Origin of the sequence: Streptomyces sp. Sge12 (genome assembly GCF_002080455.1) — a bacterium.
In the GTDB taxonomy this organism is placed as follows: domain Bacteria; phylum Actinomycetota; class Actinomycetes; order Streptomycetales; family Streptomycetaceae; genus Streptomyces.
Genome location: NZ_CP020555.1, coordinates 3,590,894 through 3,617,131, shown reverse-complemented (window position 1 = coordinate 3,617,131; position 26,238 = coordinate 3,590,894). Strand labels below are relative to the sequence as shown.

The window sequence follows — 26,238 nt, the reverse complement described above, 5'->3', positions numbered from 1 at the left end:
GCGCGATGCCCTTGATCAGGCCGATCGTGCCGACCTGGATGACGTCGTCGAGTTCGATGCGGGCGGTGAACCGGCGGGCGGCGAAGCGGACGAGGGAGATGTTCATCTCGATCAGGTGTTGCGCGCGTACTGTTAGTCCCGAGTCCCCTCTTCCAACTCCCCGAGCCGCACCAGGAACAGACGCGACAGCTCCCGCGCGTCCGCGGAAGCCACCTCGCGGGCATTGTCGATCTGCGGCAGGGGCCCCGCGGGCTGCCCGGTGCCGGCTGCGGGTTCGGCGCGGGTGAGGGCGTCCGGGGCGGTCTCCCGGGCAGGCTCGGCGGTTGTGGCGACGTGAGACATGAAAGCGTTCCTCCCCTGCACGAGCGGCTTGCGCGGGCGTGTGCCCACACAAGCGGAATCCCAAGCAGACGGACCTTAAGTCGTAGGTCCGATCACAGCAGCACCGGACCCGGTCTCGGGCCCGGCTTTCTCCGGCTCGCGCCGTATCGGCTGCGGGCGCACCCTGGAGGGAAAGGTGAGCCCCTGGAGGTGATGCACCATGGCCACGCTCGTCGGGTGGCATGTGGAGCTCGAATTCACCGAGGAGGGCCACCGCACGAGTGCGGCGGCCCTGGTCAGGCTCGGGGACGGCTCCGAGATCAAGGCGCGGGGCTATGCCTTGCGCCACCCCTCCGACCCGGAGCAGTTGAGGGTCGGGGAAGAGATCGCGGGCGCTCGCGCGCTCATGGATATCGCGTCGCAGATGTTGCAGAAGGCCCACTCGGAGATCGACGAGGCGTCGGGCCGCAATTCCTACCCGCTGGACGGCTGAGCGGGAGGTCGCACCGTCGACCCGTTGAGGGGCTCCGGCAGGGGCCCCTCAGCGGGTCCTGCTGCGGAAGAGCACGCCCGCGAGGGCGAGCGCCACGACCGTGATGCCGGCGCACCAGGCCAGGGCGATCCACGGGGTGTCACCGGCGGGCTGTGCCAGGAGCAGGGCGCGCAGGGACTCGATCACCGGGGTCAGCGGCTGGTGGTCGGCGAAGCCGTGGAGCCAGCCGGGCATGGTCTCGATGGGGACGAAGGCGCTGGACGGGTACGGCAGGAACATCATCAGGAACGTGAACCCGCCCGCCGCCTCGGCCGATCCGGCGAGCAGTCCGAGTACGGCGGCCAGCCACGAGATCGCCGTGATGTACGCGAGGAGCAGCCCGGCGGCGGCGAGGAAGGCGGCCGGCCCGGCCTGCGGCCGGAAGCCGATGGCGAGGGCGACGGCGAGGACCAGGGTGGTGGAGATCAGGTTGCGCACCACCGAGGCGGCGACGTGCCCGGCGAGGATGGGGACGGCGCCGATGTCGAGGGAGCGGAAGCGGTCGATGACCCCGTTGGTCATGTCCTCGGCGACGCTGACGGCGGTGGAGGCCGCGCCGAAGCCCGCGCACAGCAGCATGGCGCCGGGGACCACGTACGTCACGTAGGCGGTCCCGGTGTCGATGGCCCCGCCGAAGAAGTAGACGAAGATCAGCATCAGCATGACGGGCAGCATCAGGGCGGCGATCAGCGCGTCGGGCCGGCGGCTGCTGATGCGCAGGCTGCGGCCGGCCAGGGTGAAGGCGCTCATGGGTACGGCGGTCATCGGTCGGCTCCCGTCAGGGCGAGAAAGACGTCGTCGAGGGTGGCACTGCGCAGGGTGAAGCGGTCGATATCGGTGCGGTCCGGGTCGAGTTCGTCGAGCAGGGCCCGGACATGGGCGGCGGTGCCGTCCGTGGGCAGGCCGAGGGTGAGCTCGTCGGGAGCGAGGTGGACGGCGCGCGGGGCGAGGGCCTCGTAGGCGGCGCCGGTGGTGAGGGTCAGGTCCAGCCGGTGTCCGGCGACGCGGGACTTCAGTTCGGCCGGGGTGCCCTCGGCGGCGATGCGGCCGTCGGCGAGGACGGCGACCCGGTCGGCGAGGTGGTCGGCCTCCTCCAGGTACTGGGTGGTGAGCAGCACGGTCGTGCCGTCGGTGCGCAGTTCCCGTACGAGTTCCCACAGGTCCTGGCGGCTGCGCGGGTCGAGTCCGGTGGTGGGCTCGTCGAGGAAGAGCACCTCGGGCCGGGACACGAGGCTCGCGGCGAGGTCGAGGCGCCGCCGCATGCCGCCGGAGTACGTCTTCGCGGTGCGGCCGGCGGCTTCGGTCAGGCCGAAGCGGTCGAGGAGCTCGTCGGCGCGGGCCCGGGCGGCGCGCGGGGCGAGCCCGGCCAGACGGCCCATCATGCGCAGGGTCTCGGTACCGGTCTGCAGCTCGTCGACGGCGGCGAACTGTCCGGTGAGGGCGATGAGTTCACGCACCCGGGAGCGTTCGGTGGCGGCGTCGTACCCGGCGACGCGGGCGGTGCCGGAGTCGGCGGCGGTGAGGGTCGCCAGGATCCGGACGGTGGTGGTCTTGCCGGCGCCGTTGGGCCCGAGGAGGGCGAGGACGCTGCCGCGCGGGACGGCCAGGTCGATGCCGTCGAGGACGCGGAGGTCACCGTAGGACTTGGTGAGGCCGGTCGCGTGGATGCCGAGGCCGCCGGAGGCGTGCGTGGTCATGAGGGACAGTGCTCCCTTCGCCGTTTCTGCGTATGCCTTACGCTCTTCTGTGTAAGTAATACACAGAACTAGGATGGGGGTCAATCGAGGAGTGGGCGGACATGGCGGACGAGGACGAGGACGGCGGGACCGGGCTCCCGGCCAGCCTGGAGATGGCCTGGGGTCTGCGCGAACGCCCGGGCAAGGGCCCGCGCCCCACGCTCACGCTCCCGAAGATCGTGGAGGCGGCCGTGGCGCTGGCCGCGAGTGAGGGGATGGACGCCGTCTCCATGGGCCGGGTGGCCAAGGAGCTGGGCGTCTCGACGATGTCCCTCTACCGGTACGTCGCCGCCAAGGAAGAGCTGTACGTCCTCATGTCGGACGCGGGGGTCGGAACCCCGCCGGAGCCCTCGGCCGGGGAGGGTGCGGGCTGGCGGGAGCTGCTGACGGAGTGGGCGTACGCGCAGCGGGCCGTCCTGATGGCCAACTCCTGGATCCTGCGCATCCCGATCACGGCCCCGCCCGCCACCCCGAACCAGCTGGCCTGGATGGACCGGGGGCTGGCCGCGATGGCCGGCACGGGGCTGAAGGAGAGCGAGAAGCTCTCCACGATCATCCTGATCGGCGGCCTGGTGCGGAACGAGGCCACCATGGCCGCGGACATGATCGACGCCATCATGAAATCGGGCGTGGCCCCGGAGCAGGCCCTGGCCCAGTACGTACGCACGCTACGGCTGCTCGCCGGCCCGGACAGCCACCCCGCCGTGACGCGGCTGCTGGACTCCGACGCCTTCACGGGTGCCGGCGAGCCCGACTTCCAGTTCCGCTTCGGCCTGAACCGCATCCTGGACGGCCTCGCCCCGCTGGTCGCCGAGCGGGGAGAAGCTACCGGCTGACCCACCCGGTCAGCTGCGCCCAGCTCGCCGGCGCGAGGTCCAGGACGGGGCCGCCGTGCACCTTCGAGTCCCTGACGTGGACCCGGGTCGCGGAGGCGGCCACCTCGACGCAGTCGCCGCCCTCGCCGGCGCTGTACGTGCGCCATGCCACGGCGACCTCCAGGCAGTTGCCGCCGTCGCTGCCGCTGTAGCTGGACTTGAACCACGTGAGTTCGGTGCTCATGGATCTCCTAGCAGCCGTTTCAACAGGTCCCTGGTTTCTTCGGGGTTGAGGGCCTGCGTGCGCAGCATCGCATACCTCTGGGCGAGGATGCTGACCTCGTCGAGGTGGGACACGACCAGACTGCCTCGTTGGCTCTCGATGTACGCGATGTGCTGGTGTTCCGGTGTCTCCACCAGCACGAATGGGCCGTCCAAGGCAGGGTGGTGAGTGCGGTCCAGAGGCAGCACCTGGATGGACACACCAGTCAGTTCGGAGCAGGTCAGCAGGTGCCGGAGTTGGTCTCGCAGAATCTCTGAGCCGCCCAGCGGGCACTCCAGGGCAGGCTCCCAGATGACGAAACTGGCGAGCATCGGCTTCTCGCGGCGCAGCGTCGCCTGACGGTCGAGCCGGGCCGTCGTCTGATCGGCGACCTCGCCGTCCGTGTAGACCGGGATGCGGCTGCGGAAGACGGCTTCGGCGTACGCCTTGGTCTGCAGGAGGCCCGGCACGAGCTGGCTCTCGTACGACGACAGCGCGACCGCCTTTTGCTCCAGGTTGATCAGGGGTTCGGCCCACGACGGGATCACATCGACCTGCGGCATCTTGTGCGCCGCGACCGTGAGCACCCCGGGCAGATCCAGCGCTTGGTCCAGCAGCTCCGCGACATCCGGCATCAGGGCGCGGCGCCCCTGCTCGATGGACGCGATGGTCTCCGCGTCCAGCCGGACCAGCTCGCCGAGTTGTTTCTGGGTCAGGTTCTTGGCGATGCGGGCGGCGGCCACCATCGCGCCGACCATCTTCATGGTCGTCGCGTTCGGCCGTACTCGTTTCCTCGGTGGCATGACTGCGAACTCCCCACCCGCGCAAGCGGAACACCCCGTGCGGACCCGTACTCATCAAGGAGTACGGGTCGGCGCTCAGCCACACGGTAGTCACGCAAAGCGACGATCGCCGGGTGAATCCAACTATTCAGGCGGCGCTCGTGCGCGAGCGTCTCTACCTGCGCTCGCCCCGAACCGTCGCAGCTGCGCGGCAGTTCACACGTGACACCTTGCACGCGTGGGGCGGGACCGACCGCCTCGACGACATGTTGCTCTGTGTGAGCGAGCTCGCGACCAACGCGCTGCGGTACGGCGTCCCGTCCGGCCGCGGTTACCTGCTGCGGCTGTTCGGCTTCGAGGACGCGACCGTCCGGGTCGAGGTGCACGACAGCGGGCCCGGGTTCTCCCGGATCGCCGGGCGGCCGCACGGTCACGGCCTGACCCTCGTGGCCGCGCTGGCCGACGACTGGGGGGTGCTGGCGCGGACCCCCGGGAAGGTCGTCTGGTGCGAGTTCCGCCGCGCGGCGGTGCGGGCCGCGGCCCAGGCGGCGGCGAGGCAGAGCGGGGTGTAGAGCGCCAGGTTGAGGAGCCGGAAGGGGCTGTCCGGCGGGCTGGGGAGGAGGCCGGCGGCCCAGCCGAGGCCCGCGAGGCCCCGTACGGTCAGGCCGGCCGCGACCGCGGCCGTGACGGCGCGGGTCGCCCGGCCGCCGCGGCCGCGGGTGTGGGCGAGGACGGCCGTGGCCGCGGTCAGCAGCACGGCGGCCAGCGGGAGCACCGTGCCCGGGCCGAAGGACGTCTCGATGCCGAGGACGGCCAGCGAGAGCGCCCGTTCGTCGGCGGCGGGCCAGGTCGCGCCGGTGGCCCAGTACAGGTGCGTCAGCCCGTCGGCCGCGAGCAGTGCGGCGACAGCCGTTCCGGCGTGCTTGTTCCTCATGTGAGCCCCCTTCGTGGTGAACGAACCGTCACCGGAAAGGAGGAGGCGCACAGGGGGAACATTCCCTGTGCGCCGCGTCACGTCAGGGGGTCGGCTCCGGCATGGTCGCCGTGATCACCGCGAAGGGCCCGCCCTGCGGGTCGGCCAGGACGGCCATGCGGCCCGCCACCATGTCGAAGGCGGGGGCGAGGACGTCGGCCCCGGCCCGTTCGGCGGCGGCCTGGATCTCGTCGACGTTGTCGACGTGGAAGTACGGCAGCCAGTTCGGGGGAGTGCCGGGCGGCGTCCTGTCCAGGTTCATCATGCCGCCCACCACGCGGCCGGCGACCTTGAACTCCGTGTACCCCTCGGCGCCGGGCATGTGGGAGGCGGCCGTGCTGATCGGCAGGACGGCGGAGTAGAACGCGGCGGCGGCGGGGACGTCGCTGGTGCTCAACTCGTTCCAGATGAGGGCGCCGTGCTCGTTGACGATGCCGGCGCCGTCGAAGGACCCCGGCTGCCACAGGCCGAACACGGCGCCGGTCGGGTCGGCGGCGATGGCCATCCGGCCGAGGTCCATGACGTCCATCGGGCCCATCATGACCGTGCCGTGGGCGTCGGTGACGGCCTTGAGGGTGGAGTCGATGGAGTCGGTGGACAGGTACGTGGTCCACACGGTCGGCGGCATCGGGTCCGGGACGGTGCCGTCCGGGTTGCTCGCCTTCATGATGCCGGCGACGGGCCGCCCCTTGAGGGTGCAGACGGAGTATCCGCCCTGCTCGGCCGGGCCGACCTCGCCCTGCCAGCCGAACAGGTCGCAGTAGAAGTCGAGGGCGGCCTGCTGGTCGGGAACCATCAGGTCGATCCAACAGGGGGTGCCGGGCTTGTAGGGGCCGTTCATGTCGGGCACGGATGCCTCCGGTGGCGGATGGGGGAAGGACGGGCCGTCCCCTACCCGGCCCGCACGGCCCGAATCGGTCCGTTCGGGTGATGGTCGAGCCCTTGGTGCGGCCGACGCAGGATTGATATCCTCTTCTCGAATCGTATATACGGTGATGATCCGGAGGCGCCCATGTCCAGAACGGTGATCGACCTCGACGACGACGCGCTGGCCGAAGCCGCGCAGCTCCTCGGCACCACCACGAAGAAGGACACGGTCAACGCCGCCCTCCGCGAGATCGCGGACCGCAGGCGCCGGGCGGCGGCCATCGAGCGGATGCGGCAGATGGTCGACGAGGGCGAGATCGACTTCGGCACGATCGGGCACGGCAGCACCGACGGTCCGGCCGACGGCAAGGGGCAGTCGGCCGCGTGAGCGATGACTTCCTCATCGATACGAGCGCGCTGGTGCGCTTCTACCGGCGCCAGGCCGGACCCGAGTGGGACCGACTGGTCGAGTCCGGACGCGTGGGGTTGTGCGAGCCGGTCCGGCAGGAGTTCCTGCGCGCGGTCGGCGGCCGGCCCGCCTACTACGAGGCCGACGGCCTGCTCCGGGCCGTCTTCCCCTACTGGACCGCACGCGACTCCGTGTGGGCGGAGACGGAAGCCCTCCAGCGCCGGTTGGCGGACGCCGGCGCCCACCAGTGCGCGAGCCCGGTCGACCTGCTCGTGTCGGTCATCGCGCAGCAGCACAAGCTGACCGTCCTGCATGAGGACGCCGACTTCGAGACGATCGCCCGGGTCACGGGCCAGCCGGTACGGCGCATCCTCGGCTGAAACGGGGCCGCCCCCGGCCCGAAGGCCGGGGGCGGCCCCCCTGCGTCAGCGGTGACCGGAGGTCAGAGCTTCTCGGGGGTGCGGATGCCCAGGAGGGACATACCCTTCGACAGCGTGCGGGCCGTCAGGTCGCACAGGAAGAGGCGGTTCTCGCCGACGACGAGCTCCGGCTCGGGCTTCACGACCGGGCACTGGTCGTAGAACGTCGTGTACAGCGAGGACAGCTGGTAGAGGTACGCGGCCAGCTTGTGCGGGGCGTGGTCCGCGGCCGCCTCGGCGAGCAGTTCGCCGAAGTGGTCCAGGTGCAGGCCCAGCGCGCGCTCGGCCGGGGCCAGTTCCAGCTCCGGGTGCGCGACCGGCTTGCGGTCGCCCGCGTTGCGCATGATGGACCTGATCCGGGCGTACGCGTACTGCAGGTACACCGAGGTGTCGCCGTTCAGCGAGACCATCTGGTCCAGGTCGAACTTGTAGTCGCGCGCGGCCGACGTCGACAGGTCGGCGTACTTCACCGCGCCGATGCCGACGTACTGGCCGTTCTCGACGATCTCCGCCTCGGTCAGGCCCACCTTCCCGGCCTTCTCGCGCACGACGGCCGTCGCCCGCTCGACGGCCTCGTCCAGCAGGTCCACCAGCCGGACCGTCTCGCCCTCACGGGTCTTGAACGGCTTGCCGTCCTTGCCGAGCACCGTGCCGAAGGCCAGCTGAACGGCCTTGACCTCGTCGTTCAGCCAGCCCGCCCGGCGCGCCGTCTCGAAGACCATCTTGAAGTGCAGGGACTGCCGCGCGTCGACCACGTAGATCAGCTCGGTCGCGCCGAGGTTGCCGACCCGGTCGCGGATCGCCGACAGGTCGGTCGCCGCGTAGCCGAAGCCGCCGTCCGACTTCTGCACGATCAGCGGGGTGGGGTTGCCGTCCGGGCCCTTGACGTCGTCGAAGAAGACGCAGAGCGCGCCGTTGGAGCGGACGGCGACGCCCGACTCCTCCAGCAGCTTGCAGGTCTCCACGAGCATGTCGTTGTAGCCGGACTCGCCGACCACGTCGGGGTCCTGGATGTCCATGTCCAGCTTGTTGAAGACGGAGTAGAAGTAGATCTTCGACTCGTCGACGAACCGCTGCCACAGGGAGAGGGTCTCCGGCTCGCCGGCCTGGAGGTCCACCACCCGGGCCCGGGCCCGCGTCTTGAACTCCTCGTCGGAGTCGAAGAGTGCGCGCGAGGCCTTGTAGAGGCGGTTCAGATTGGACATGGCCTCCTCGCCGGAGACCTCCGTGTCCGACTTGTGGTCCAGCTCGTGCGGGTGCTCCAGCAGGTACTGGATGAGCATGCCGAACTGGGTGCCCCAGTCGCCGATGTGGTGGCGGCGGACCACCTTCTCGCCCGTGAACTCCAGGATCTCGACCATCGCCGCACCGATCACGGCGGAGCGCAGGTGCCCGACGTGCATCTCCTTGGCGACGTTCGGCTGGGCGTAGTCGATCACCGTGGTGCCCGGGTTCGCCGCGAGCGGCACGCCGAGGCGGTCGTCGCCGGCGCGCGCGGCGAGGGTCTCGATGATCGCCCGGTCGGTGATGGTGATGTTGAGGAAGCCGGGTCCGGAGACCTCGATCTCCTGGATCAGGTCACCGGTCGGGATGCCTTCGACCACGGTCGTCGCCAGCTCGCGCGGGTTGGACTTGGCCTTCTTCGCGAGCGCCAGGATGCCGTTGGCCTGGAAGTCGGCCCGGTCGCTTCGTCGCAGCAGCGGGTCGGCGGCACCGGCCTCCGGCAGCGCGGAGGCGAGGGCGTCCGCGACGCGCTGATTGACGGAAGAAGCGAGGGAAGGGACCGAGGCCATGAGCTGCCGTTCCTGTGAGGTTGTGCCGATGGGTGCACTTGGTTGTTCCGACAAGTGCCGAGTATCCCACGCGGCCGCTGCCGGTTCTTCTGGATATGGGGCCGCGGAGCAACCCCGGAGCGACCCGATCCGTCTGGGAGAATGGCTGAAGGCAGCATTCGAGTAGAAGGACGTGTCGTGGCTCAGAGCAGCACCGAGACCGACTGGGTCTCCCGTTTCGCGGACGAGGTCATCGCCGAGGCGGAGCGCCGAGCACCCGGCAAACCTGTCGTCGTCGCGTCCGGCATCTCGCCCTCCGGTCCGATCCACCTGGGCAACCTCCGCGAGGTCATGACCCCGCACCTGGTCGCGGACGAGATCCGCCGCCGGGGCATCGAGGTCCGGCACCTGATCTCCTGGGACGACTACGACCGCTACCGCAAGGTGCCCAAGGGCATCCCGGGTGTGGACGAGGAGACCTACGGCCAGTACATCGGCCGTCCGCTGACCTCGGTGCCCGCCCCGGCCGGATCCCCGTACGGCAGCTGGGCCGAGCACTTCAAGGCCGCCCTGATCGGCGCCCTGGACGAGCTGGGCGTCACGTACGACCCGATCAGCCAGACCGAGCAGTACACCTCCGGCGTGTACCGCGAGCAGGTGCTGCACGCCATGAAGCACCGCGGCGACATCGACGCCGTCCTCGACCAGTACCGCACCAAGCAGAAGCCGGGCGGCAAGAAGCCCCAGCAGAAGCAGGCCGACGAGGCCGAGCTGGAGGCCGCCGAGGGCTCCGGCGCGGCCGCCGAGGACGACGGCAGCACCGGCGAGGGCGGCTACTTCCCGTACAAGCCGTACTGCGGCGAGTGCGGCAAGGACTTCACCAAGGTCACCTCGTACGACGACGAGACCACCGAGATGACCTACGTCTGCACCGAGGACGCGTTCACCGAGACGGTCAAGCTCAGCGAGTTCAACCGCGGCAAGCTGGTCTGGAAGGTCGACTGGCCGATGCGCTGGGCCTTCGAGGGCGTGATCTTCGAGCCCTCCGGCGTCGACCACTCCTCGCCCGGCTCGTCCTTCCAGGTCGGCGGCCAGATCGTGCACATCTTCGGCGGCGAGCAGCCGATCGGACCGATGTACGCGTTCGTCGGCATCAGCGGCATGGCGAAGATGTCCTCCAGCAAGGGCGGGGTCCCGACCCCGGCCGACGCGCTGAAGATCATGGAGCCGCAGCTGCTGCGCTGGCTGTACGCGCGCCGCCGCCCCAACCAGTCCTTCAAGATCGCCTTCGACCAGGAGATCCAGCGGCTCTACGACGAGTGGGACAAGCTGGAGGCCAAGGTCGCCGACGGCTCCGTGCTGCCCGCCGACGCCGCCGCGCACACCCGTGCCGTGCGCACCGCCGCCGCCGAGCTGCCGCGCACCCCGCGCCCGCTCCCGTACCGGACGCTCGCCTCCGTCGTCGACATCACCGCCGGCCACGACGAGCAGACCCTGCGCATCCTGACCGACCTCGACCCGACGCAGCCGCTCGCCTCCCTCGACGAGGTACGGCCGCGCCTGGACCGTGCCGAGAACTGGATCACCACCCAGGTCCCGGCCGACCAGCGGACCCTCGTGCGCGAGGAGGCCGACACCGAGCTGCTGTCGTCCCTGGACGACGAGGGCCGCGAGTCGCTGCGGCTGCTGCTCGAAGGGCTCGACTCGCACTGGTCCCTGGACGGGCTGACCACGCTCGTCTACGGCGTGCCGAAGGTCATGGCCGGGCTGGAGCCCGACGCCAAGCCGACGCCCGAACTCAAGGTCGCGCAGCGGACGTTCTTCGCGCTGCTGTACCGGCTCCTCGTGACCCGCGAGACCGGGCCGCGCCTGCCCACGCTGCTGCTGGCGGTGGGCGCGGACCGCGTGCGCAAGCTGCTCGCGGTCTGAGACACGTGGAAGGGCCCGCACCCCGAGGGGTGCGGGCCCTTCCGCATGCCGGTACCGGCCTGCCGCTACGCGGGCTCGGCCTCCCGGTCCTTGTGGTGCTGCTGCCTGAACGCCGGGATCATCCGGCGCAGGAGCGAACCGCTGCGCGGGTGCGTCACGCCGAAGCGGTCCGAGAGCGTTATGTCGAGGGCCTCGGCGGAGGGGTAGTTCTGCGTCTCCTCGACCAGCGCGCAGAACACCTTGTACGCCGCCTCGGCGAACTCGGCCTCGTCCGGGGTCTCGGGGCCGTCCTCCTCGCGCTGGGCGGGGATCAGGGCCTCCTGCTGCGTCGGCCGCTCCTCGTCCGGGCCCATCGGGGGCAGGACCGGGGTCGGCTCCAGGCCCTCCACGTACTGGGGGTTGTAGCCGCCCTCGTACGCCGCCTGCGGAGCCAGCGGCGCGGCGAACCAGGCGCTGTTGTGGGCCGCGGGCATGGCCGTCGGGTCCACCGCGAACGGCGGCGGGGCGTGCTGCGCGGCGCCGGCCTGGTTCTGCGGCTGCTGCTGCGGCTGTTGGGCCTGGGGCTGCTCGCCCTGGACCTGGGGCTGCCCGCCCGGCTGCCCGCCCTGCGGTACGGCCTGCGCGCCCTGCGGTACGGCCTGCGCGCCCTGTGGTACGGCCTGCCCGCCCTGCGGTACGGCCTGCTGCCCGGGCGCGGCCGCCAGGGCGGCGGGGGCCTGCTGCTGGCTCTGCTGCTCCACCGGCGGCAGCACCGCCGGCTCGATGCCCGTCGCCGCCAGCGCGTCCGGGGTGGTCTCCGCCAGCGGCACGCCGATCTTCGCCAGCTTCAGCGGCATCAGCGCCTCCACCGGAGCCTTGCGCCGCCACGAACGCCCGTAGCGCGCCTGGAGGCGCGCCTGGTAGATCAGCCGGTCCTGCTCCATGCCGACGGCCTGCTCGTAGGAGCGCAGCTCCCACAGCTTCATCCGGCGCCACAGCTTGAAGGTGGGGATCGGTGACAGCAGCCACCGCGTGATGCGCACACCCTCCATGTGCCGGTCCGCGGTGATGTCCGCGATCCGGCCCACCGCGTGCCGGGCGGCCTCCACCGTCACCACGAACAGCATCGGGATCACGGCGTGCATCCCGACGCCCAGCGGGTCCGGCCAGGAGGCCGCGCCGTTGAAGGCGATCGTCGCGGCCGTCAGCAGCCAGGCCGTCTGACGCAGGAGCGGGAAGGGGATCCGGAGCCAGGTCAGCAGCAGGTCCAGCGCGAGCAGGACACAGATGCCCGCGTCGATACCGATCGGGAACACCAGCGAGAAGCTGCCGAACCCCTTCTGCAGGGCGAGGGCACGCACCGCGGAGTACGAGCCCGCGAACCCGATCCCCGCGATGACCACGGCGCCCGCGACCACGACGCCTATGAGTATCCGGTGCGTACGAGTCAGTTGCATCGCGGCCACCCGCGATCCCCTCCCCTTGTCGAGCACATACCGAGCGCAGAGTGCTGGTGCTGCGTGCGGGGCACTTACCGCGCCTTTACCGAGCTGCAGCAGGCACAGCGTACGGGTGACCGGATGTCAGCGCCCAAGGAGGCCCCGCCCCGCGACCGCTCCTACTGGGGCTGCGGGGACGCCGGCTGCTCCGCCGGAGCCTTGTTCGCGGTGTCCACCGAGGCCACGGCCTCCTTGGCCGCGGTGATCGCGTCCTGGAGCAGCTTCGCGTGGTCCGGCGCACCCGCGCCCTCGTACGCGGCACCGTTGTAGTCGAGCGTGACCACCACGTTCTGGATGCGCGCCACGACCGTCGTGTTGAAGGAGTCGACGTCCTTCTTCACCGTGTAGGCGACCGACGTCGCCTGCTCGCCGATCCCCTCGGCGGCCGCGACCTTCGGGTCCTGCGCGCCCTCGGTGGCCTTCGCGGTCTCGACCTGCTTGTTGAACTGCTCCTCGGCGCGCTTGTTGGCGTCGCCGAGCGTGGCGTCCGAGTCGGAGCGGGAGTAGGAGAGCGAGAGCCAGCGGTACTGCGAGCCCTTCAGGCCGTCCTCGTCCAGACCGTTCCAGGAGCAGCCGGCACGGCTCTTCAGGTCGTTCGACTTGGCCGCGAGGCCGTTCTTGTCCTTCACCTCCGGGACGAGCGTGTCTATCGTCGCCGGCTGGAGCGCCTTGCACGGGTCCGGGAGCGCGGCGTAGGTCGCCTTCGCCAGGGTCTTGGAGGACTTCGGGTTGGGCTTGGCCGAGGAGGACGAACCGGACTTCTTGCCGTCGTTCGAGCCCGACTCCTTGCCCGAGTCGGACGAACACCCGGCGACGGTGAGGATCACCGGGACGGCTGCGCAGGCGAGAACGCGGGTGAGGCGCGAGGCTGATCGGTGCATGGTTCCTTCAGTACGTTTGTCGGTTGTTCTTCGGACGCGGGACCGGGGCAACGGTAGCCCGACCGGGTGGTGGACTGCTGTGCGCGCCGTCACCCCCGGGCGCGGCGCGCACCGTTCACTCGCTGAAACGCTCGGCCAGGGCCTGCGCCAACTGCCGTGCCCTGTCCTGGGTTTCGGTGCTCGGCGGGACCGTTCCGGGCAGTGCCGGCTGCACGCTGTACTCGATGGTCACGATGACGTTCGAGGTGCGGAACACAATGCGCACGGTGCGGGACTGGGCGGCGCTGGCCCCGGCGGGGCTGAGCTTGTCCTCCAGGAAGGCGTCGTTGCCGAGGCCTTCCAGGACGCGGGATCCGAGCTCGACCGGGGCGGAGGGGCTCGCGGCGGGGGAGGACGGCACCCCGGAGCCGGGCGCGGGCGAGGCCGGCGGAGCGGGGGTGGGGGCCGCCGGGGTCGGGCTCGCGGCCGGGCTCCCGGTCGGGCCGGGGAAGGGCAGCTTCGCGTCGGTGAGCCGGCGTACGTAGACCTGCTTGGCCTTGTCGTCGTCGCTGGTGGCGGACCGGTCGTACGAGACCACGCGCTCGAAGCGGACCGCCAGCAGCCGGGTCTCCTCCGGGCTCTGCCCGGTCCAGCGGCAGCCGACGTGCCGGTCGCCGTCGTAGGAGGCGTCCGCGACGCCGAGGTACATCTGGTCGCGCTGCTCCGGGGTGAGGCTGTCCCCGGCCGGGAGCAGGCCCTTGAGCTTCTTGCTGTCGGCGACGGCCTTGCAGGGCGCGGGCAGACTGCGGTACTTCCCCGGTTGGGCGGGCGCGGCGGCGCTCCCGCCGGCCTTGGAGTCGCTGGTGCCCCCGCCGTCGCTCCCGCCGGTGCACCCGGTCAGGCCGGCCGCTCCGGCCGCGAGCGCGGTGAGCATCGCGATGCCCGGCAGGACTCGCCGCCGTACCGCCTTGAGCTGCACGTCCACTGGCTCCCTTCGACCGGCGGGCCCCCCGACGGTCAGGAAAATGCGTTGCCGCGACTCGGGCACGGCTGGACACAATGTCTATCGCACACGCTGGTGCCGGCGCCGGTCCTCTGTCGTATTTGGGATCAAGAGCGAGGCTTTTGCGCTTTCCGACTTTTCTGTGGTTTTCGGGGGATTGATTCCTTATGTCGTACGTAGAGGTGCCCGGGGCGAAGGTCCCGATCCGGTTGTGGACCGACCCGGCGTCGGTCGAGGACGGCGCGATGCAGCAGCTGCGCAACGTCGCCACCCTTCCCTGGATCAAGGGCCTGGCCGTCATGCCGGACGTCCACTACGGCAAGGGGGCCACCGTCGGGTCGGTGATCGCCATGAAGGACGCGGTCTGCCCGGCGGCGGTGGGCGTGGACATCGGCTGCGGCATGTCGGCGGTGAAGACGTCCCTGACGGCGAACGACCTGCCGGGGGACCTGTCGGGGCTGCGGTCGAAGATCGAGCGGGCGATCCCGGTGGGGGTGGGCCTGCACAAGGAGGCCGTGGACCCGTCGCGGCTGTACGGCTTCTCGGTGGAGGGGTACGAGGACCTGTGGAGCCGGTTCGACTACCTCACCGATGCGGTCAAATTCCGTCATGAGCGTGCCATGAAGCAGATCGGAACGCTCGGAAGTGGCAACCACTTCATCGAATTCTGTCTCGATGAGTCGGGTTCGGTCTGGCTGATGCTGCACTCCGGCTCCCGGAACATCGGCAACGAGCTCGCGGCCCACCACATCGAGGTGGCCCGGGGGCTCGACCACAACCAGAACCTGGTCGACCGGGACCTCGCGGTCTTCCTCGCGGCCACGCCCGAGATGGCGGCGTACCGCAACGACCTCTTCTGGGCCCAGGAGTACGCGAAGTACAACCGCGCGGCCATGATGAGCCTGTTCAAGGAGGTCGTCCGCAAGGAGTTCCGCAAGGCGAAGGTCTCCTTCGACCGTGAGATCAGCTGCCACCACAACTACGTGGCGGAGGAGCGGTACGACGGCATGGACCTGCTGGTGACCCGTAAGGGCGCGATCCGGGCAGGTAGCGGTGACTACGGGATCATCCCGGGGTCCATGGGTACGGGCTCGTACATCGTGAAGGGCCTCGGCAACGAGAAGTCCTTCAACTCGGCCTCGCACGGCGCGGGCCGGAAGATGAGCCGGACGGCGGCGAAGAAGCGGTTCTCGGCGCGGGACCTGGTGGAGCAGACCAAGGGCGTGGAGTGCCGCAAGGACTCGGGCGTCGTGGACGAGATCCCCGGTGCCTACAAGTCCATCGAGCAGGTCATCGACCAGCAGACCGACCTGGTGCAGGTCGTGGCCAAGCTCAAGCAGGTCATCTGCGTCAAGGGCTGAGGCCCGCGCGCGGATGTCGGGGGAGTGCGGGAGCCCGGACCGGTGGTGATCGGTCCGGGCTCACGCGCGTCGGGCTTCAGGCCTCGTCGCCGTCGAGGAGGAGGTCCACCGGGAGCTCGACGGAGACCCCGATGGAGGGGGGCAGGGGGATGGACTCGCCTCGCTTGTAGGTCCTGCGCAGGCGGTACGTGCCGTTGCGGGGGTCGCAGCAGAGGACGGCCTCGTCGTGGTGGCGGTCGGCGATGACGTACACGGGGATGTCGGCCTTCGCGTAGCTGTCGACCTTGACGCCGATGTCGTCGGACCAGTTCGACGAGGTCACTTCGACGACCAGGCGGAAGACGTCGGCCGCGTAGCAGTTCTTCTGGACCCTGTGGTCGCGGAAGTCGGCCTCGACGAGCGCGAAATCCGGGATCGCGTAGTCGTCGGATCCGGTCGGCAGCCAGAGGCCGATCCCCTGGACGTATCTCAGCCCCGCCTTGCGGGCGCCGGCGTCGTAGAACTTTTCGATGAGCCAGCTCAGCGACAGTGCGTGTGACCCGTCCGCGGGTGGTGTCGCGGTGAGCCTCCCCTGGAGAATCTCCACTCGGTGTCCGGGAAGCTCCTTGGAGAGACGATCGGCGGCTTCGGCGATCGTGGGCTCGTGCTGTATCACGGTCATAGCTTCCTCCCTCTGGGGGCTCACGCTTTCGGAGCGTAGCCGCGCCCACCGACATTCCGTGTGCATTCACCCATACGGGCGCCGGGGTGCGGGGTGGCAACTTCCGCTTGGGGTAAGAGGGTTGACCCGCGAGTTGGTCTAGACCAAAGTGTGCGGCATGGGGAGATCCCGCGTGCTTGTCGCCGCGCTCGCGTCGTTGTCGCTCGTCCTCGGGGCCGCCGGGTCCGCTCAGGCGAAGGCCGGGCTGCCGCCCGTCGTGTCGCACGTGCCGACCCGGGAGAAGGTCGTCTTCATCACCGTCGACGACGGCTGGACCCACGATCCGGCGGCGGCCCGGATCCTGCTGGAGAAGCGGGTGCCGGCCGCGCTCTTCCTGCTGCCGGGGGCGACCTCGTACGACACCGGGTACTTCACCCGGCTCACGGAGGAGGGACGGGCGAGCGTCGAGAACCACACCGTCAACCACCCGGACCTCACGACGCTCGACGCCGCCGGCAAGGACGCCGAGGTGTGCGGCGCCGGGGAACAGCTCCACGCCGCCTTCGGACGGACCCCGAAGCTGCTGCGGCCGCCCTACGGGGCCGTGAACGACGAGGTGCGGCTCGCGGCCAAGGCGTGCGGGGTGAAGGCGCTGATCACCTGGACGCACGACTTCACCACGTGGGGCGGGACCCCGCCCACGCCGCGGCTGGCGGCCGGGGACATCGTCCTGCTGCACTTCACGCCGACGCTGGCCGCGGACCTCCAGCGGGCCCTGGACGCGGCGAGGGCCGCCGGGCTGAAGCCGGCGGCCCTCATGCCGCACCTGAAGGCGGCGGGAGTCCTCCAGGCGGGAGTCCTCTAGAGGTCGCGGTGGACCTTCGTGTTCGAGGCCTGGGCGCGGGGGCGGACCACCAGGAGGTCGATGTTGACGTGGCTGGGGCGGGTGACCGCCCAGGTGATGGTGTCGGCCACGTCGTCGGCGGACAGGGGCTCCGCGACGCCCGCGTAGACCTTCTCCGCCTTCTCCGCGTCGCCGCGGAACCGGGTCTTCGCGAACTCCTCGGTCTTGACCATGCCCGGGGCGATCTCGATGACGCGCACCGGCTGGCCGACGATCTCCAGGCGCAGGGTCTCGGCGAGGACGCGGGCGCCGTTCTTGGCGGCGACGTAGCCGGCTCCGCCCTCGTAGGTGGCGTGGCCGGCGGTGGAGGAGAGGACGACGACCGTGCCGTCGCCGGAGGCGGTGAGGGCCGGGAGCAGGGCCTGGGTGACGTGGAGCGTGCCGATGACGTTGACCTCGTACATCGTGCGCCAGTCGGCGGGGTCGCCGGTGGCGACGGGCTCGGCCCCGAGGGCGCCGCCCGCGTTGTTGACGAGCACGTCACAGCGGTCGAGGGAGGCCGCGAAGGCGTCGACGGCGGTGCGGTCGGTGACGTCGAGGGCGTGGGCGGTGGCCCGGTGGCCGGCCTCGGTGAGCTCGGCGGCGAGGGCCTCGATGCGGTCCTTGCGGCGGGCGGTGAGGACGACGTGGTAGCCGGCTGCGGCGAGCTGCCGGGCGGTGGCCGCGCCGATGCCGCTGCTCGCGCCGGTCACTACGGCGGTTCGGGTGGCGGCCGTGCTCATGTGCGGGCTCCTCGGTCGTTCGTACGGGCGATTACCCGCCAGCATAGGCGGGGCTCAGCGGCCGTGCGGGGCGTGCGTGGCGCGAAGGCGCGCACGGCAGATGGGGGTGGGCGCGCCCTCGTTCGTGTGATGGTCCGACCGGCCGGGGGTGCGGGTGGCTAGCCTCCGCGCGAGGAGGTGGTGTCGGTGCGCCGTGGTGCCGTACGAAGTGTGGTGGTGGCGGGTTTGCTGGCGCTCGGCGCGGGGGTCCCCGGGTCGGTACAGGCGTCGGCGCATGCGTCGGCGCGGGTGGCGGACGGCCCGGAGGCCGACGTGGCCTACCACGGCCGGGTGGCCCTGTCCGGGGCACGGCTGCGGATCTGGCTGGTCCCGGAGAACGACGGGCCGGCCGCGGTGCCGAACGCGACGCTGCGGGTGCGGCTGTCGGCCGAGCTCGCGGACCGGCAGCAGTTGGCGGAGGGCTGCGCGCGGGCGGGGTCGCGCGAGGTGGTGTGCGAGACGGGGCCGTTGCCGCTGCACGGGCGGGGCCGTCACATCGCGCTGCTGCTGGACCTGCGGGAGCGGGCTCCGGAGGTGGCGGTACGGGTCGACACGTGGTGGGACGGCGGCGCGACCGACCGGAACCACAGCAACGACGAGCACGTGGTGCTGGCACTGGACACGGGCGACACCTACGCGTTCTAGGTGGTGCCGAACTCCACGAGGGCCTCGTCGACGATCCGCTCCAGGCGGGCGTGGTGGGCGCCGCGCCAGTAGACGCGCTCGCACGCAGCGCACTGCGCGAAGACGTCGTAGGAGCGGTGCGTGCCCTGTTCCAGGCGGTCGCCGACGCTGTCCTTGTCGGCCTCGCGGAGCGGGCCGTTGCAGGCGGTGCAGCGCGTCCACGGGGCGAGGGCGGGTGCGAACCGGCCCAGTACGTCGCGCAGTTGCTCGTCCGGGTTGTCGCTGTAGACGTACGCGCCGGCGAACAGCTCGCGGCGGCGCAGCAGGCCGCGGTCGCGGGAGAGCAGGACGCGCCGCTCGGCGGCGGAACGGGTGGCGAGGGCGGGGTCGCCGATGTCCTCGTTCTCGTAGGCGGCGTCGACGCCGAGCAGGCGCAGGCGGCGGGCGAGGGTGCCGAGGTGGACGTCGAGGAGGAAGCGGAGCGGGGCGCCGGCGATCTGCTGGGGCCGCTCGACGCCGAACACCTCGACGTCCTGGCCGTCCCGGGGCACGTAGGAGACGGGGACCTCGTGGCCGTCGACGAGGAGGCGGCCGACCTCGGTGAGCGGGACGCCGGCCGATTCGACGACGTGGCCGAGGCTGGAGGCGCCGTCGGTCGCGGTCGGTACGCGGTCGGCGCGCCGGCTGGGCGGGGCGAAGAGGCGCAGTTCGGGGGCGAGGGTGAGCTGAATGCCGGGTCCGTTCACCCTGTCAGCATGCCATTGCCGGGGCATGGGTCGCGGCTGAATTTACGAGGTCGCGGTGGCCCGGTCGTAGGTGTCGCGATGGGTGCTGACCTCGTCGAAGTGGTTCTCGGCCCAGAGCTTCACGGAGGACAGGAGGCAGCCGAGGCTGCTGCCCAGATCGGTGAGCCGGTAGTCGACGCGGGCGGGGACGGTGGGGGTGACGGTGCGGGTGACGAGGCCGTCCCGTTCGAGGGAGCGGAGGGTCTGGGTGAGCATCTTCTGGCTGACGCCGGGGATCTTGCGGCCGAGGTCGCTGTAGCGCATGGAGCGGTCCTCGGCCTGGCCGAGGGCGCTGACGATGAGGCCGACCCACTTGTCGCTGATGCGGGCCAGGAGCTGGCTCGTGGGGCACTCCTTCAGGAACGCGTCGTAGGCGGATCGGGCTTCCTCGCGGCGGGCCGCGGCGGTGCTGGTGGTCATGGGTGCCCCACTTCCGGGTCGGGTACGCACCTTGGAGTGCGTACTTACGAAAGGAGAGTAACTCTCCCTAGGTTAGTGCTCACCGGAAACGAGCGAACAGACGAACGGGAGAGAAGAAAATGAGCGAGCAGACGATGTCGGCGGCCGTGGTGAGCGCATTCGGCGGCCCGGAGCAGGTCGTACTGGCCGAGGTCCCGATCCCGCGCCCCGCGGCCGGCCAGCTCCGCGTCCGGGTCGCCGCGGCCGGGCTGAACCCGGTGGACGGCGCGGTCCGCGCCGGGGTCTTCGGCGGCGGTGGACAGCGGCTCGGCCTCGGCTGGGAGGTGGCCGGGGAGATCGACGAGGTCGGCGCCGATGTGACCGGCCTCCGGGCCGGCGACCGGGTCGTGGGCCTGCACCACGGGGCGGTGAAGCCGCTCGGCACGCACGCGCAGTACGTGGTGCTCGACGCCACCGCCGTGGCGGCCGCGCCGACGACCGTGGACGCCGTGGCCGCGGCCGGGCTCCCGCTCGGCGGCCTCACCGCCGCCCGCGCGGTGGACCTGCTGGGGCTCGCCCCCGGCTCCTCGGTGCTGATCACCGGAGCCGCGGGCGTCGTCGGAGCGCTGGCCGTCCAGCTCGCCGCGCGGGCCGGCCTGGTGGTGACGGCCCTGGCGGGCGCGGAGGACGAGGAGCTCGTACGGTCCCTGGGCGCGACCGGCTTCGTCCCGCGCGGCGCGGCCCCGGCCGGGCCCGTGGACGGGGTCCTGGACGCGGCCGTCCTGGGCGCGGACGCGCTGGGCTTCGTACGCGACGGCGGGGTCTACGTCGGCCTGATCCCGAACCACGCCCCGGCCCCGGAGCGCGGCATCCGGGTCGAGGAGCAGGAGGTCGCGGCGGACGGGGCGCACCTGGCCCGCCTGGTGGCCCTGGTCGACGCGGGCGCACTGACCCTCCGGGTGGCGCAGACCTTCCCGCTCGCGGAGGCCGCGAAGGCCCACGCGCAGCTGGGGACCCCCGGGGTCCGCGGCCGGATCATCCTGACGGTGTGACCGGCGCCATGCCCGGCGGCGTGCCCGGGTCCTGCGGCCGCCCCACCCGGTAGCGCCAGTCGCAGCTCGGGTGGGGCACCCCGGGCGGGTACTCGAAGTCGACGTCGCCCAGGTACTCGAACCCGGCGCGCCGGCACACCGCGTTGGACGCAGGGTGGTCGGTGCCGGGGAAGGCGTGCACGCTGTCGCGGGAGCCGTGGACGCGGACAAGGGCGAGGAGTTCGGACAGCGCGGCCACCGCCAGGCCGTGTCCCTGGAACTCGGGGAGGATGCCCCAGCCGGCCTCGTAGACCTGCTCGCCGCGCCACTCCCGCTCCCAGAAGCCGACGGACCCGACGCTCTCGGCGCGGTCGCCCCCGGGGCGGTTCCACACGACGCGGAACATCCGCCCGGCGGACGGCTCCCGCGCGCTCAGGGCCTCGTAGCGGCGCTGCCGGTCGAGGAGCTTCGCGGCCGGCTCGGGGCCGCCCAGGAACTCGGTCATGGCGGGTTCGTTCGCGCGCTCCAGCAGCCAGAAGTCTCCGGCCGACCAGGGCTCCAGTCGTACGTGCGTCTCCATCCGGCCACGCTACTCCGGGCGGAGCCGGCCCGGGCCGGCCCGGAGCAGCGTGGGGGCCGTCAGCTCCGCTGGAAGAACTCCACCTCCGCCAGGGCGAGATGGCGCTCCGGTGCGGCCCCGGCGGGGGCGTCCAGGGTCAGCCGGACCGTCGTGACGTCGCTGATGCCGGTGGGGAACGTCTGGGGACCGGGCTTGTCGCTCAGCGCGAGCTTCTTGTGGACCTTCCGGCCGTCCCGGGCCGTCACCTCCATGTCGATCTGGAGCGCCCGCGCCTGCTTCGCGTACTCCTCGGGCGACGACGAGGCGCCATTGGTGATGATCACGTCGACCATGCGGAACGGCTTCGCGAAGGTGTACGTCACCGAGGCGCCGGGGCCGGGCGCGCCCCAGTAGCGGTTGCTGAGCCCGTCCGTGCTGTGGCCCACCGGATGCCCGGGCACCTCGGCGCTCGCCTCCACGCGGGTGGCGGTCACCGCCTTGGCCTTGCCGAGCTTGTCGCGGGTGTCCTCGATCAGGTGGCGCCCGGCCGGCAGCAGCAGGAAGCCGCCCGCGCAGAGGGCCAGTACGACGGCCAGGACCACCAGGAAGCGCGTCGCCCGGCCGGAACCCGAGCGCGTGCGGCGGCGGAACGGCCAGATCGTCCGCCACCACGGCAGGGGCGCCGGTGCGGTGGTGGGCGTCAGCCGAGCCGCGCAGCGGCGGCAGAACCGGCGGTCCGGCGGGTTGGGCGTACCGCAGTCGGGACACGGCACGCCGGACACGTCGTCGCTGACCGGGGCGGTACGCACGACCGGGCGCGGCCGGGCCGCCTTCGCGGGCAGGACGGGCTGCGGCGACGCGGGGGCCTGCGGCGCGACGGGCCGGGGTGAGGCGGGCGGCCGCGCCGGGGTCGGTTCCGCGGCGGCGGGCTCGGCGGCGGGTGCGGGCGCGGGCGCCGGTGGGGCCGGGGCCGGGGCCGGGCGTCGGCGCTGCCAGGGCCGCCGCCGATCCGCGGCAGCGGACCCGGCGGGGTCGGATCCGCCCTGCCGGTCCGCGTCGGCCGTCGCGGGCGGGGCCGACTCCGCGCCGGAGGGCGCAGCCGGGGCCGACCCGGCCCTACCGGCCCCGGACGGCGAAGACGCGGCCCTGCCGGGCGCGGACGGCGACGAGCCGGTCGTGCCGGGTGCGGGCGACTCCGCTCGGGAGTGGGCAGTCGGGGCCGACCCGGCCCTGCCGGGAGCGGCCGGGGCCGAGCCGGTCGTGCCGGGGGCAGTCGGCGACGACCCGGTCGTGGCGGGTGCGGACTGAGCCGACCCGGTCGTGGTGGGGGCGGCCGAGCCGGTCGAGGCGGGGGTGGACGGCGACGAGCCGGTTGTGGAGCGAGCAGCCGAACCCGACCCGGCCCTGCCGGGGGCAGCCGGCGACGACCCGGTCGTGCCAGGCGCGGGCGACTCCGCTCGGGAGTGGGCAGTCGGGGCCGACCCGGCCCTGCCGGCAGCGGCCGGCGACGAGCCGGGCGGGGCCGGTGTGGACGGCGACGAGCCGGGCGGGGTCGGTGGTTCTGCCGCGGGGTGGTCGGGGGCGTCGGTTTCCGAGCCCGCCGGGTTCCGCGTGGGGGCTGAGCCGGACCAGCCCAGGTAGGCACCGCAGTTGCCGCAGAAGTCGTCCGTCACGCCGTTGGACGACCCGCACACGGGACACGCACGCACCGCTGTCACTTCCCTTCGCCGGTGGGCGGCCCGGACAGGACCTCGATCCGGCAGACCGTGTGGACGGGGCACAGGGAGCGCACGAGCGCGCCGACCCGGTCCGCATCCACCTCCGCCCCGCGGTCCGGCCACACCCGCACCAGGACCTCGGCGGCCGGGGCGGCGGGCAGCTCGGCACCGGCCGTACGGGACCAGGCGGCCCCGCCGTCCCCGCTGACCTCGGCGGACACGCCGAGCACCAGGCGCAGGGCCTCGGTCAGGCCGCGCCGGGTGCCGCGCCAGCGGTGCAGTTCCACCGCCCGCGCCACCGCCTCGCGCCGCAGCCCGGTGGGCCACGCGGGGTCGTCGATGCCGCCCACCCAGGAGGCCAGCCAGGGCAGGAAGTCGGCGGGGGCCAGGCGGGGGTCGAAGTAGGACGGCAGGTTGTCGAGGGTCGAGAACACCGGGGCGAGGACGGTGTCAAGGCCCGCCGTGAACCGCTGTGCGAAGTCGTCGTCGGCGTACAGCGCGGGCAGTTGCTCGCCGATCGGGTACCGGCCGGTCAGGCCGGGGACTGCGGCCCGGCTCATCCGTGCACCCCCGTCTCCGGCTCCGTCACGACCACCTGGTGCTGGTAGGAGAAGACGAGCGCGCCCGCTCCGATGTCGATCCGGTCGACGGGGGCGCCGCGCCGCCCGGTGATCGGGTCGGCGGCGAACATCCGGATCTCCTCCACCAGGACGTCTCCGACGGCGCGTTGCAGTACGCCGAACACCTCGCCGTACTGGACGGGCCGTCCGAACGGCCAGCCGGCGCCGTCGGGCCCGCCGCGCAGCGGGTTGAGGTGCCGGAACAGCGCGGCGAGCGCCGCCTCCCGTACCCGATCGGCGTCCGCGGCGGGTGCCGACAGCCGGGCGACCACGGTGACGCCCTGGTAGACGGGTGGCTCCACGACGAGGCGCGTGCCGATCAGCCGCCGTTCGTCGAGGGTGCCGGTGATCGCTTCGAGCACCTGGTCGGAGGGGATCAGCTGCTCGAAGCGGAGCCGGTCGTCGCCCTCGTCGGCGACGGCGTCCGGCACCACCAGGACGCGTACCGCGCCCGCTCCGGCCGGTCCCCCCGTCGCGCTCGTGGCGGGCAGGCAGCGGACCCGGCGCACCGAGGGCGCCGCCTGGCGGGCGATGATCTCGTAGTCCTCGGCGGTCACCGCGCGTTCCTGCATGCGCAGCGTTTCCGGCGCCCGCAGCTTGGCGTTGTCGATGGTCTCCCCGGCGACACCGCCGAGTGCCGCCTCCCGGTTGGTGACCCGGGCGATGTACGGGACGGAGCTGCGCAGGACGGAGATCGCGCCGCGCGAGACGTTGCCCGCGGGGCCGCCCCCGGTGCGGTATCGGGCCACGCGGACCTGGGCGCCCTTGGGCGGGACCGCGCCGCAGGCCCGCAGGGTGCCGTCGGCCTCGCGCAGCACCGGCGGGAAGGTGAACTCGCCGGTGGTGGCGTTCACCCGGACGTGCCGGTCGTCGGGACCCGAGCGGCCGAAGTGCTCCACCACCTCCCAGCGCCGCCACCCTTCGGCGGACGACACCTCCACCACGGGTGGTTCGCCGTCGAGCAGCACGGGCGGGCGGCCGAGCCGGAAGGTCTGCCCCGCCACCCCCTCCGAGGCACCGAGCGGTACGTCGGTCACCCGCTCGGCGTGCTCCACGGCCATCGTGCCGCCGACGGTGAAGACGGCGGCCTCGCGCACGGTCGGGGACTCCGAGTAGAAGGGCTGGCCGGGCTCCGGTTCGGTGACCCGGCAGCGCAGCCAGCCGGCGCGGGTGCCGCTCAGCAGGGATGCGGTGTGCCCGGCCGGTACGTACACGATGACCTCGCCGGGCCGGTTGAGGCCGCCGGTGCTGTCGGAGTCGGTCTCGCAGCGCTGCCACCGGCCGCCGTCCCACGCCTCCCACACCAGCGGGGGCTGGCGCGGGTCGACACCGACGCCCTCGACACGGCTGTCGAGGCGGACCGCGACCACGCAGCGCGGGACCGCCGTCGGCAGGCCGAACAGCAGGGCGTCGCCGGGCTCGGGCGTCGACCCGAAGCACGGTATGTCGCGGCCCTCGGCGAGCGCACCGGTCCGGTCGGTCATGTCACCGCTGCGCGGGGCGGTGACCAGGCGCATCAACTCGCTGGGCACGATGCGCAGATCGCCGGTGGTCGCGAACACCACGGCTTCCTCGGTCTCGCCGGCGGCGGTCGTCACCTCGGTGCCCGCGGGCAGCGTCACCGTGTCGGGCTGCGGGGCGGACAGCCAGAAGTCGACGTCGGCGACGGCGGCCGAGGGCGGGTACAGCTGGATGTCCAACAGGTCCAGGAACGCCAGGTAGTTCTTGTCCGGGACCCGGTTCAGCCGGTACAGCAGCTGGTCGACGAGGTAGGCGAACGTCTCGATCAGGGTGACGCCCGGGTCGGAGACGTTGTGGTCGGTCCACTCCGGTGCGCGCTGCTGCACGTACCGCTTCGCCTCGTCGACGAGTTGCTGGAACCGCCGGTCGTCCAGGTTGGGGGAGGGCAGGGCCATCAGTCCGCGACCATTTCCTCGGCCCCCTCCTCGGAGGGGATCGTGTAGAAGGGGAAGACCAGGTTGCGCCGGTCGTTGGTGGTGCGCACCGTGTAGTGCACATCGATGTAGAGGGTGCCCGCGTCCACGGCGTCGAAGGCCACGACGACCTCGTCCACCGCGATCCGGGGCTCCCAGCGCTCCAGGGCCTCGCGCACCTGCTGGGCGACCCGCCCGGCGGTGTCGCCGTCGCCGGGGGCGAAGACGTACTCGTGGATGCCGCAGCCGAATTCGGGCCGCATCGGCCGCTCGCCCGGAGCGGTGCCCAGGACCAGCCGGATGGCTTCTTCGAGTTCCCGTTCCCGCTCGACCATGGCGATGCCGCCGGTCGGCCCGACCCGCAGGGGGAACGCCCAGCCGCGCCCGATGAACCGTTCGCTCATCACACACCGCCGATCAGGACGGTCGGGGCGCCGGTCAGGACCATCGCGCCGCAGGAGGTCTGATCGCGGGCCCGCGCCGCGGGCAGCCCGCCGATGAGCACCGTGCCCGTGGCGAGGGCGGCCGGATTGGGCATGATCACGTTGCCGGGGCCGAGGGCCGCGTGCGGCGGGACCACGCAGACGTGCAGGCTGCCCACGACGGCGGCGGGCAGGCCGCCGATCAGCACCGTCGCCACCGCCGCGGCGGCGCCGGGCGGCGGCGTGGCGAGCCGGCCACCGTGGTTGGTGGGGTCGCCGGTACGGGCGGCGGCTGGCATCGGGTTCTCCTCGCAGAAGACGG

General features: G+C 72.2%; 30 protein-coding genes and 2 pseudogenes. 10 read left to right on the top strand and 22 right to left on the bottom strand.

Annotation, left to right across the window (positions count from 1 at the left end):
* Positions 1–4: 4 nt before the first annotated feature.
* Positions 5–342 (bottom strand): annotated as a pseudogene (locus B6R96_RS15945) (RNA polymerase sigma factor SigF); the annotation flags it as partial.
* Between the two features lie 199 nt (positions 343–541).
* On the opposite strand from B6R96_RS15945, the gene B6R96_RS15940 reads away from it, so the two are divergent.
* The gene (locus B6R96_RS15940) at positions 542–814 is read left to right on the top strand and encodes a DUF1876 domain-containing protein (protein ID WP_030388039.1); all 273 of its coding nucleotides are present in this window, start codon (positions 542–544) and stop codon (positions 812–814) included.
* 48 nt (positions 815–862) lie between these two features.
* On the opposite strand, the gene B6R96_RS15935 is transcribed toward B6R96_RS15940, so the two are convergent.
* Positions 863–1,618 (bottom strand): ABC transporter permease, encoded by a 756-nt coding sequence (locus B6R96_RS15935; RefSeq protein WP_081522764.1) that lies wholly within the window; start codon positions 1,616–1,618, stop codon positions 863–865.
* Positions 1,615–2,550: an ATP-binding cassette domain-containing protein gene (locus tag B6R96_RS15930; RefSeq protein WP_081522763.1), complete on the bottom strand. Its 936-nt coding sequence runs from the start codon at positions 2,548–2,550 to the stop codon at positions 1,615–1,617. The genes B6R96_RS15935 and B6R96_RS15930 overlap by 4 nt, the downstream gene beginning before the upstream one ends.
* A 101-nt stretch (positions 2,551–2,651) precedes the next feature.
* Here B6R96_RS15930 and B6R96_RS15925 point away from each other — a divergent pair, with 101 nt between their 5' ends.
* Positions 2,652–3,425, top strand: coding sequence for a TetR/AcrR family transcriptional regulator (locus tag B6R96_RS15925; RefSeq protein WP_081522762.1), 774 nt, complete (start codon positions 2,652–2,654; stop codon positions 3,423–3,425).
* Here B6R96_RS15925 and B6R96_RS15920 read toward each other — a convergent pair.
* Positions 3,415–3,648 (bottom strand): DUF397 domain-containing protein, encoded by a 234-nt coding sequence (locus B6R96_RS15920; protein ID WP_081522761.1) that lies wholly within the window; start codon positions 3,646–3,648, stop codon positions 3,415–3,417. The genes B6R96_RS15925 and B6R96_RS15920 overlap by 11 nt on opposite strands.
* A complete protein-coding gene (locus B6R96_RS15915) occupies positions 3,645–4,430 on the bottom strand; it encodes a helix-turn-helix domain-containing protein (RefSeq protein ID WP_237291436.1) in 786 nt (261 codons plus the stop codon). Before B6R96_RS15915 ends, B6R96_RS15920 begins: the two co-directional genes overlap by 4 nt.
* A 152-nt stretch (positions 4,431–4,582) precedes the next feature.
* On the opposite strand from B6R96_RS15915, the pseudogene B6R96_RS15910 reads away from it, so the two are divergent.
* Positions 4,583–4,894: pseudogene (locus B6R96_RS15910) on the top strand (ATP-binding protein); the annotation flags it as partial.
* Here the strand turns inward: B6R96_RS15910 and B6R96_RS15905 are convergent.
* Positions 4,879–5,382: a DUF3995 domain-containing protein gene (locus tag B6R96_RS15905; protein WP_335755537.1), complete on the bottom strand. Its 504-nt coding sequence runs from the start codon at positions 5,380–5,382 to the stop codon at positions 4,879–4,881. The pseudogene B6R96_RS15910 and the gene B6R96_RS15905 overlap by 16 nt on opposite strands.
* Positions 5,383–5,464: 82 nt before the next feature.
* Positions 5,465–6,262 (bottom strand): VOC family protein, encoded by a 798-nt coding sequence (locus B6R96_RS15900; protein ID WP_081525121.1) that lies wholly within the window; start codon positions 6,260–6,262, stop codon positions 5,465–5,467.
* A 171-nt stretch (positions 6,263–6,433) separates the two neighbouring features.
* Here B6R96_RS15900 and B6R96_RS15895 point away from each other — a divergent pair, with 171 nt between their 5' ends.
* Together B6R96_RS15895 and B6R96_RS15890 are read left to right on the top strand one after the other, a co-directional pair.
* Positions 6,434–6,676, top strand: coding sequence for a type II toxin-antitoxin system VapB family antitoxin (locus B6R96_RS15895; RefSeq protein ID WP_081522758.1), 243 nt, complete (start codon positions 6,434–6,436; stop codon positions 6,674–6,676).
* Positions 6,673–7,077 (top strand): PIN domain nuclease, encoded by a 405-nt coding sequence (locus B6R96_RS15890; protein ID WP_053175381.1) that lies wholly within the window; start codon positions 6,673–6,675, stop codon positions 7,075–7,077. The genes B6R96_RS15895 and B6R96_RS15890 overlap by 4 nt, the downstream gene beginning before the upstream one ends.
* A gap of 62 nt (positions 7,078–7,139) precedes the next feature.
* On the opposite strand, the gene argS is transcribed toward B6R96_RS15890, so the two are convergent.
* Positions 7,140–8,909, bottom strand: a complete 1,770-nt coding sequence (gene argS / locus B6R96_RS15885) for an arginine--tRNA ligase (RefSeq protein WP_081522757.1) — start codon at positions 8,907–8,909, stop codon at positions 7,140–7,142.
* Positions 8,910–9,086: 177 nt separating this feature from the next.
* Between argS and lysS the strand changes: the two genes are divergently transcribed.
* Positions 9,087–10,817: a lysine--tRNA ligase gene (lysS, locus tag B6R96_RS15880; RefSeq protein WP_030388049.1), complete on the top strand. Its 1,731-nt coding sequence runs from the start codon at positions 9,087–9,089 to the stop codon at positions 10,815–10,817.
* A gap of 65 nt (positions 10,818–10,882) precedes the next feature.
* Here the strand turns inward: lysS and B6R96_RS15875 are convergent, their stop codons facing one another.
* The 3 genes from B6R96_RS15875 to B6R96_RS15865 all read right to left on the bottom strand — a co-directional run bounded on the left by B6R96_RS15875 (position 10,883) and on the right by B6R96_RS15865 (position 14,134).
* Positions 10,883–12,262, bottom strand: a complete 1,380-nt coding sequence (locus B6R96_RS15875) for a DUF2637 domain-containing protein (protein ID WP_081522756.1) — start codon at positions 12,260–12,262, stop codon at positions 10,883–10,885.
* Between the two features lie 152 nt (positions 12,263–12,414).
* Positions 12,415–13,176, bottom strand: coding sequence for a DUF3558 family protein (locus tag B6R96_RS15870; RefSeq protein ID WP_081522755.1), 762 nt, complete (start codon positions 13,174–13,176; stop codon positions 12,415–12,417).
* 115 nt (positions 13,177–13,291) lie between these two features.
* Positions 13,292–14,134, bottom strand: coding sequence for a DUF3558 domain-containing protein (locus B6R96_RS15865; protein ID WP_237291435.1), 843 nt, complete (start codon positions 14,132–14,134; stop codon positions 13,292–13,294).
* A gap of 191 nt (positions 14,135–14,325) precedes the next feature.
* Between B6R96_RS15865 and B6R96_RS15860 the strand changes: the two genes are divergently transcribed.
* The gene (locus B6R96_RS15860) at positions 14,326–15,519 is read left to right on the top strand and encodes an RtcB family protein (RefSeq protein ID WP_081522754.1); all 1,194 of its coding nucleotides are present in this window, start codon (positions 14,326–14,328) and stop codon (positions 15,517–15,519) included.
* A gap of 76 nt (positions 15,520–15,595) precedes the next feature.
* Here B6R96_RS15860 and B6R96_RS15855 read toward each other — a convergent pair whose 3' ends face one another.
* Positions 15,596–16,180, bottom strand: coding sequence for a Uma2 family endonuclease (locus B6R96_RS15855; protein WP_081522753.1), 585 nt, complete (start codon positions 16,178–16,180; stop codon positions 15,596–15,598).
* Between the two features lie 157 nt (positions 16,181–16,337).
* On the opposite strand from B6R96_RS15855, the gene B6R96_RS15850 reads away from it, so the two are divergent.
* Positions 16,338–17,024, top strand: a complete 687-nt coding sequence (locus tag B6R96_RS15850; RefSeq protein ID WP_081522752.1) for a polysaccharide deacetylase family protein — start codon at positions 16,338–16,340, stop codon at positions 17,022–17,024.
* Here B6R96_RS15850 and B6R96_RS15845 read toward each other — a convergent pair.
* Positions 17,021–17,785, bottom strand: a complete 765-nt coding sequence (locus tag B6R96_RS15845) for an SDR family NAD(P)-dependent oxidoreductase (RefSeq protein ID WP_030388058.1) — start codon at positions 17,783–17,785, stop codon at positions 17,021–17,023. The genes B6R96_RS15850 and B6R96_RS15845 overlap by 4 nt on opposite strands.
* A 186-nt stretch (positions 17,786–17,971) precedes the next feature.
* Between B6R96_RS15845 and B6R96_RS15840 the strand changes: the two genes are divergently transcribed.
* The gene (locus tag B6R96_RS15840) at positions 17,972–18,469 is read left to right on the top strand and encodes a hypothetical protein (RefSeq protein WP_237291434.1); all 498 of its coding nucleotides are present in this window, start codon (positions 17,972–17,974) and stop codon (positions 18,467–18,469) included.
* Here the strand turns inward: B6R96_RS15840 and B6R96_RS15835 are convergent.
* Both B6R96_RS15835 and B6R96_RS15830 read right to left on the bottom strand, forming a co-directional pair.
* Positions 18,466–19,194, bottom strand: coding sequence for a Mut7-C RNAse domain-containing protein (locus tag B6R96_RS15835; protein ID WP_081522750.1), 729 nt, complete (start codon positions 19,192–19,194; stop codon positions 18,466–18,468). The two genes, B6R96_RS15840 and B6R96_RS15835, sit on opposite strands and share 4 nt — an antisense overlap.
* A gap of 42 nt (positions 19,195–19,236) precedes the next feature.
* Positions 19,237–19,653: a winged helix-turn-helix transcriptional regulator gene (locus B6R96_RS15830; RefSeq protein ID WP_081522749.1), complete on the bottom strand. Its 417-nt coding sequence runs from the start codon at positions 19,651–19,653 to the stop codon at positions 19,237–19,239.
* A gap of 134 nt (positions 19,654–19,787) precedes the next feature.
* Here B6R96_RS15830 and B6R96_RS15825 point away from each other — a divergent pair, with 134 nt between their 5' ends.
* On the top strand, positions 19,788–20,684 hold the full coding sequence (locus B6R96_RS15825) for an NADP-dependent oxidoreductase (RefSeq protein WP_081525119.1): 897 nt from the start codon (positions 19,788–19,790) through the stop codon (positions 20,682–20,684).
* Here the strand turns inward: B6R96_RS15825 and B6R96_RS15820 are convergent.
* The 7 genes from B6R96_RS15820 to B6R96_RS15785 form a co-directional block, all read right to left on the bottom strand.
* Positions 20,668–21,243: a GNAT family N-acetyltransferase gene (locus B6R96_RS15820; protein ID WP_081522748.1), complete on the bottom strand. Its 576-nt coding sequence runs from the start codon at positions 21,241–21,243 to the stop codon at positions 20,668–20,670. The two genes, B6R96_RS15825 and B6R96_RS15820, sit on opposite strands and share 17 nt — an antisense overlap.
* Before the next feature lie 59 nt (positions 21,244–21,302).
* A complete protein-coding gene (locus B6R96_RS15815; protein ID WP_107089551.1) occupies positions 21,303–22,031 on the bottom strand; it encodes an NADase-type glycan-binding domain-containing protein in 729 nt (242 codons plus the stop codon).
* 307 nt (positions 22,032–22,338) lie between these two features.
* Positions 22,339–22,923 (bottom strand): hypothetical protein, encoded by a 585-nt coding sequence (locus B6R96_RS36830; RefSeq protein WP_159396332.1) that lies wholly within the window; start codon positions 22,921–22,923, stop codon positions 22,339–22,341.
* Positions 22,924–22,936: 13 nt separating this feature from the next.
* The gene (locus B6R96_RS15800; protein WP_053169659.1) at positions 22,937–23,500 is read right to left on the bottom strand and encodes a phage tail protein; all 564 of its coding nucleotides are present in this window, start codon (positions 23,498–23,500) and stop codon (positions 22,937–22,939) included.
* Positions 23,497–25,476 carry a putative baseplate assembly protein gene (locus B6R96_RS15795; RefSeq protein WP_081522744.1) on the bottom strand — a complete coding sequence of 660 codons (1,980 nt, stop codon included), beginning with the start codon at positions 25,474–25,476 and terminating at the stop codon, positions 23,497–23,499. Before B6R96_RS15795 ends, B6R96_RS15800 begins: the two co-directional genes overlap by 4 nt.
* On the bottom strand, positions 25,476–25,898 hold the full coding sequence (locus tag B6R96_RS15790; RefSeq protein WP_030388067.1) for a GPW/gp25 family protein: 423 nt from the start codon (positions 25,896–25,898) through the stop codon (positions 25,476–25,478). The genes B6R96_RS15795 and B6R96_RS15790 overlap by 1 nt, the downstream gene beginning before the upstream one ends.
* Positions 25,898–26,215, bottom strand: coding sequence for a PAAR domain-containing protein (locus tag B6R96_RS15785; protein ID WP_030388068.1), 318 nt, complete (start codon positions 26,213–26,215; stop codon positions 25,898–25,900). The genes B6R96_RS15790 and B6R96_RS15785 overlap by 1 nt, the downstream gene beginning before the upstream one ends.
* Positions 26,216–26,238 lie beyond the last annotated feature (23 nt).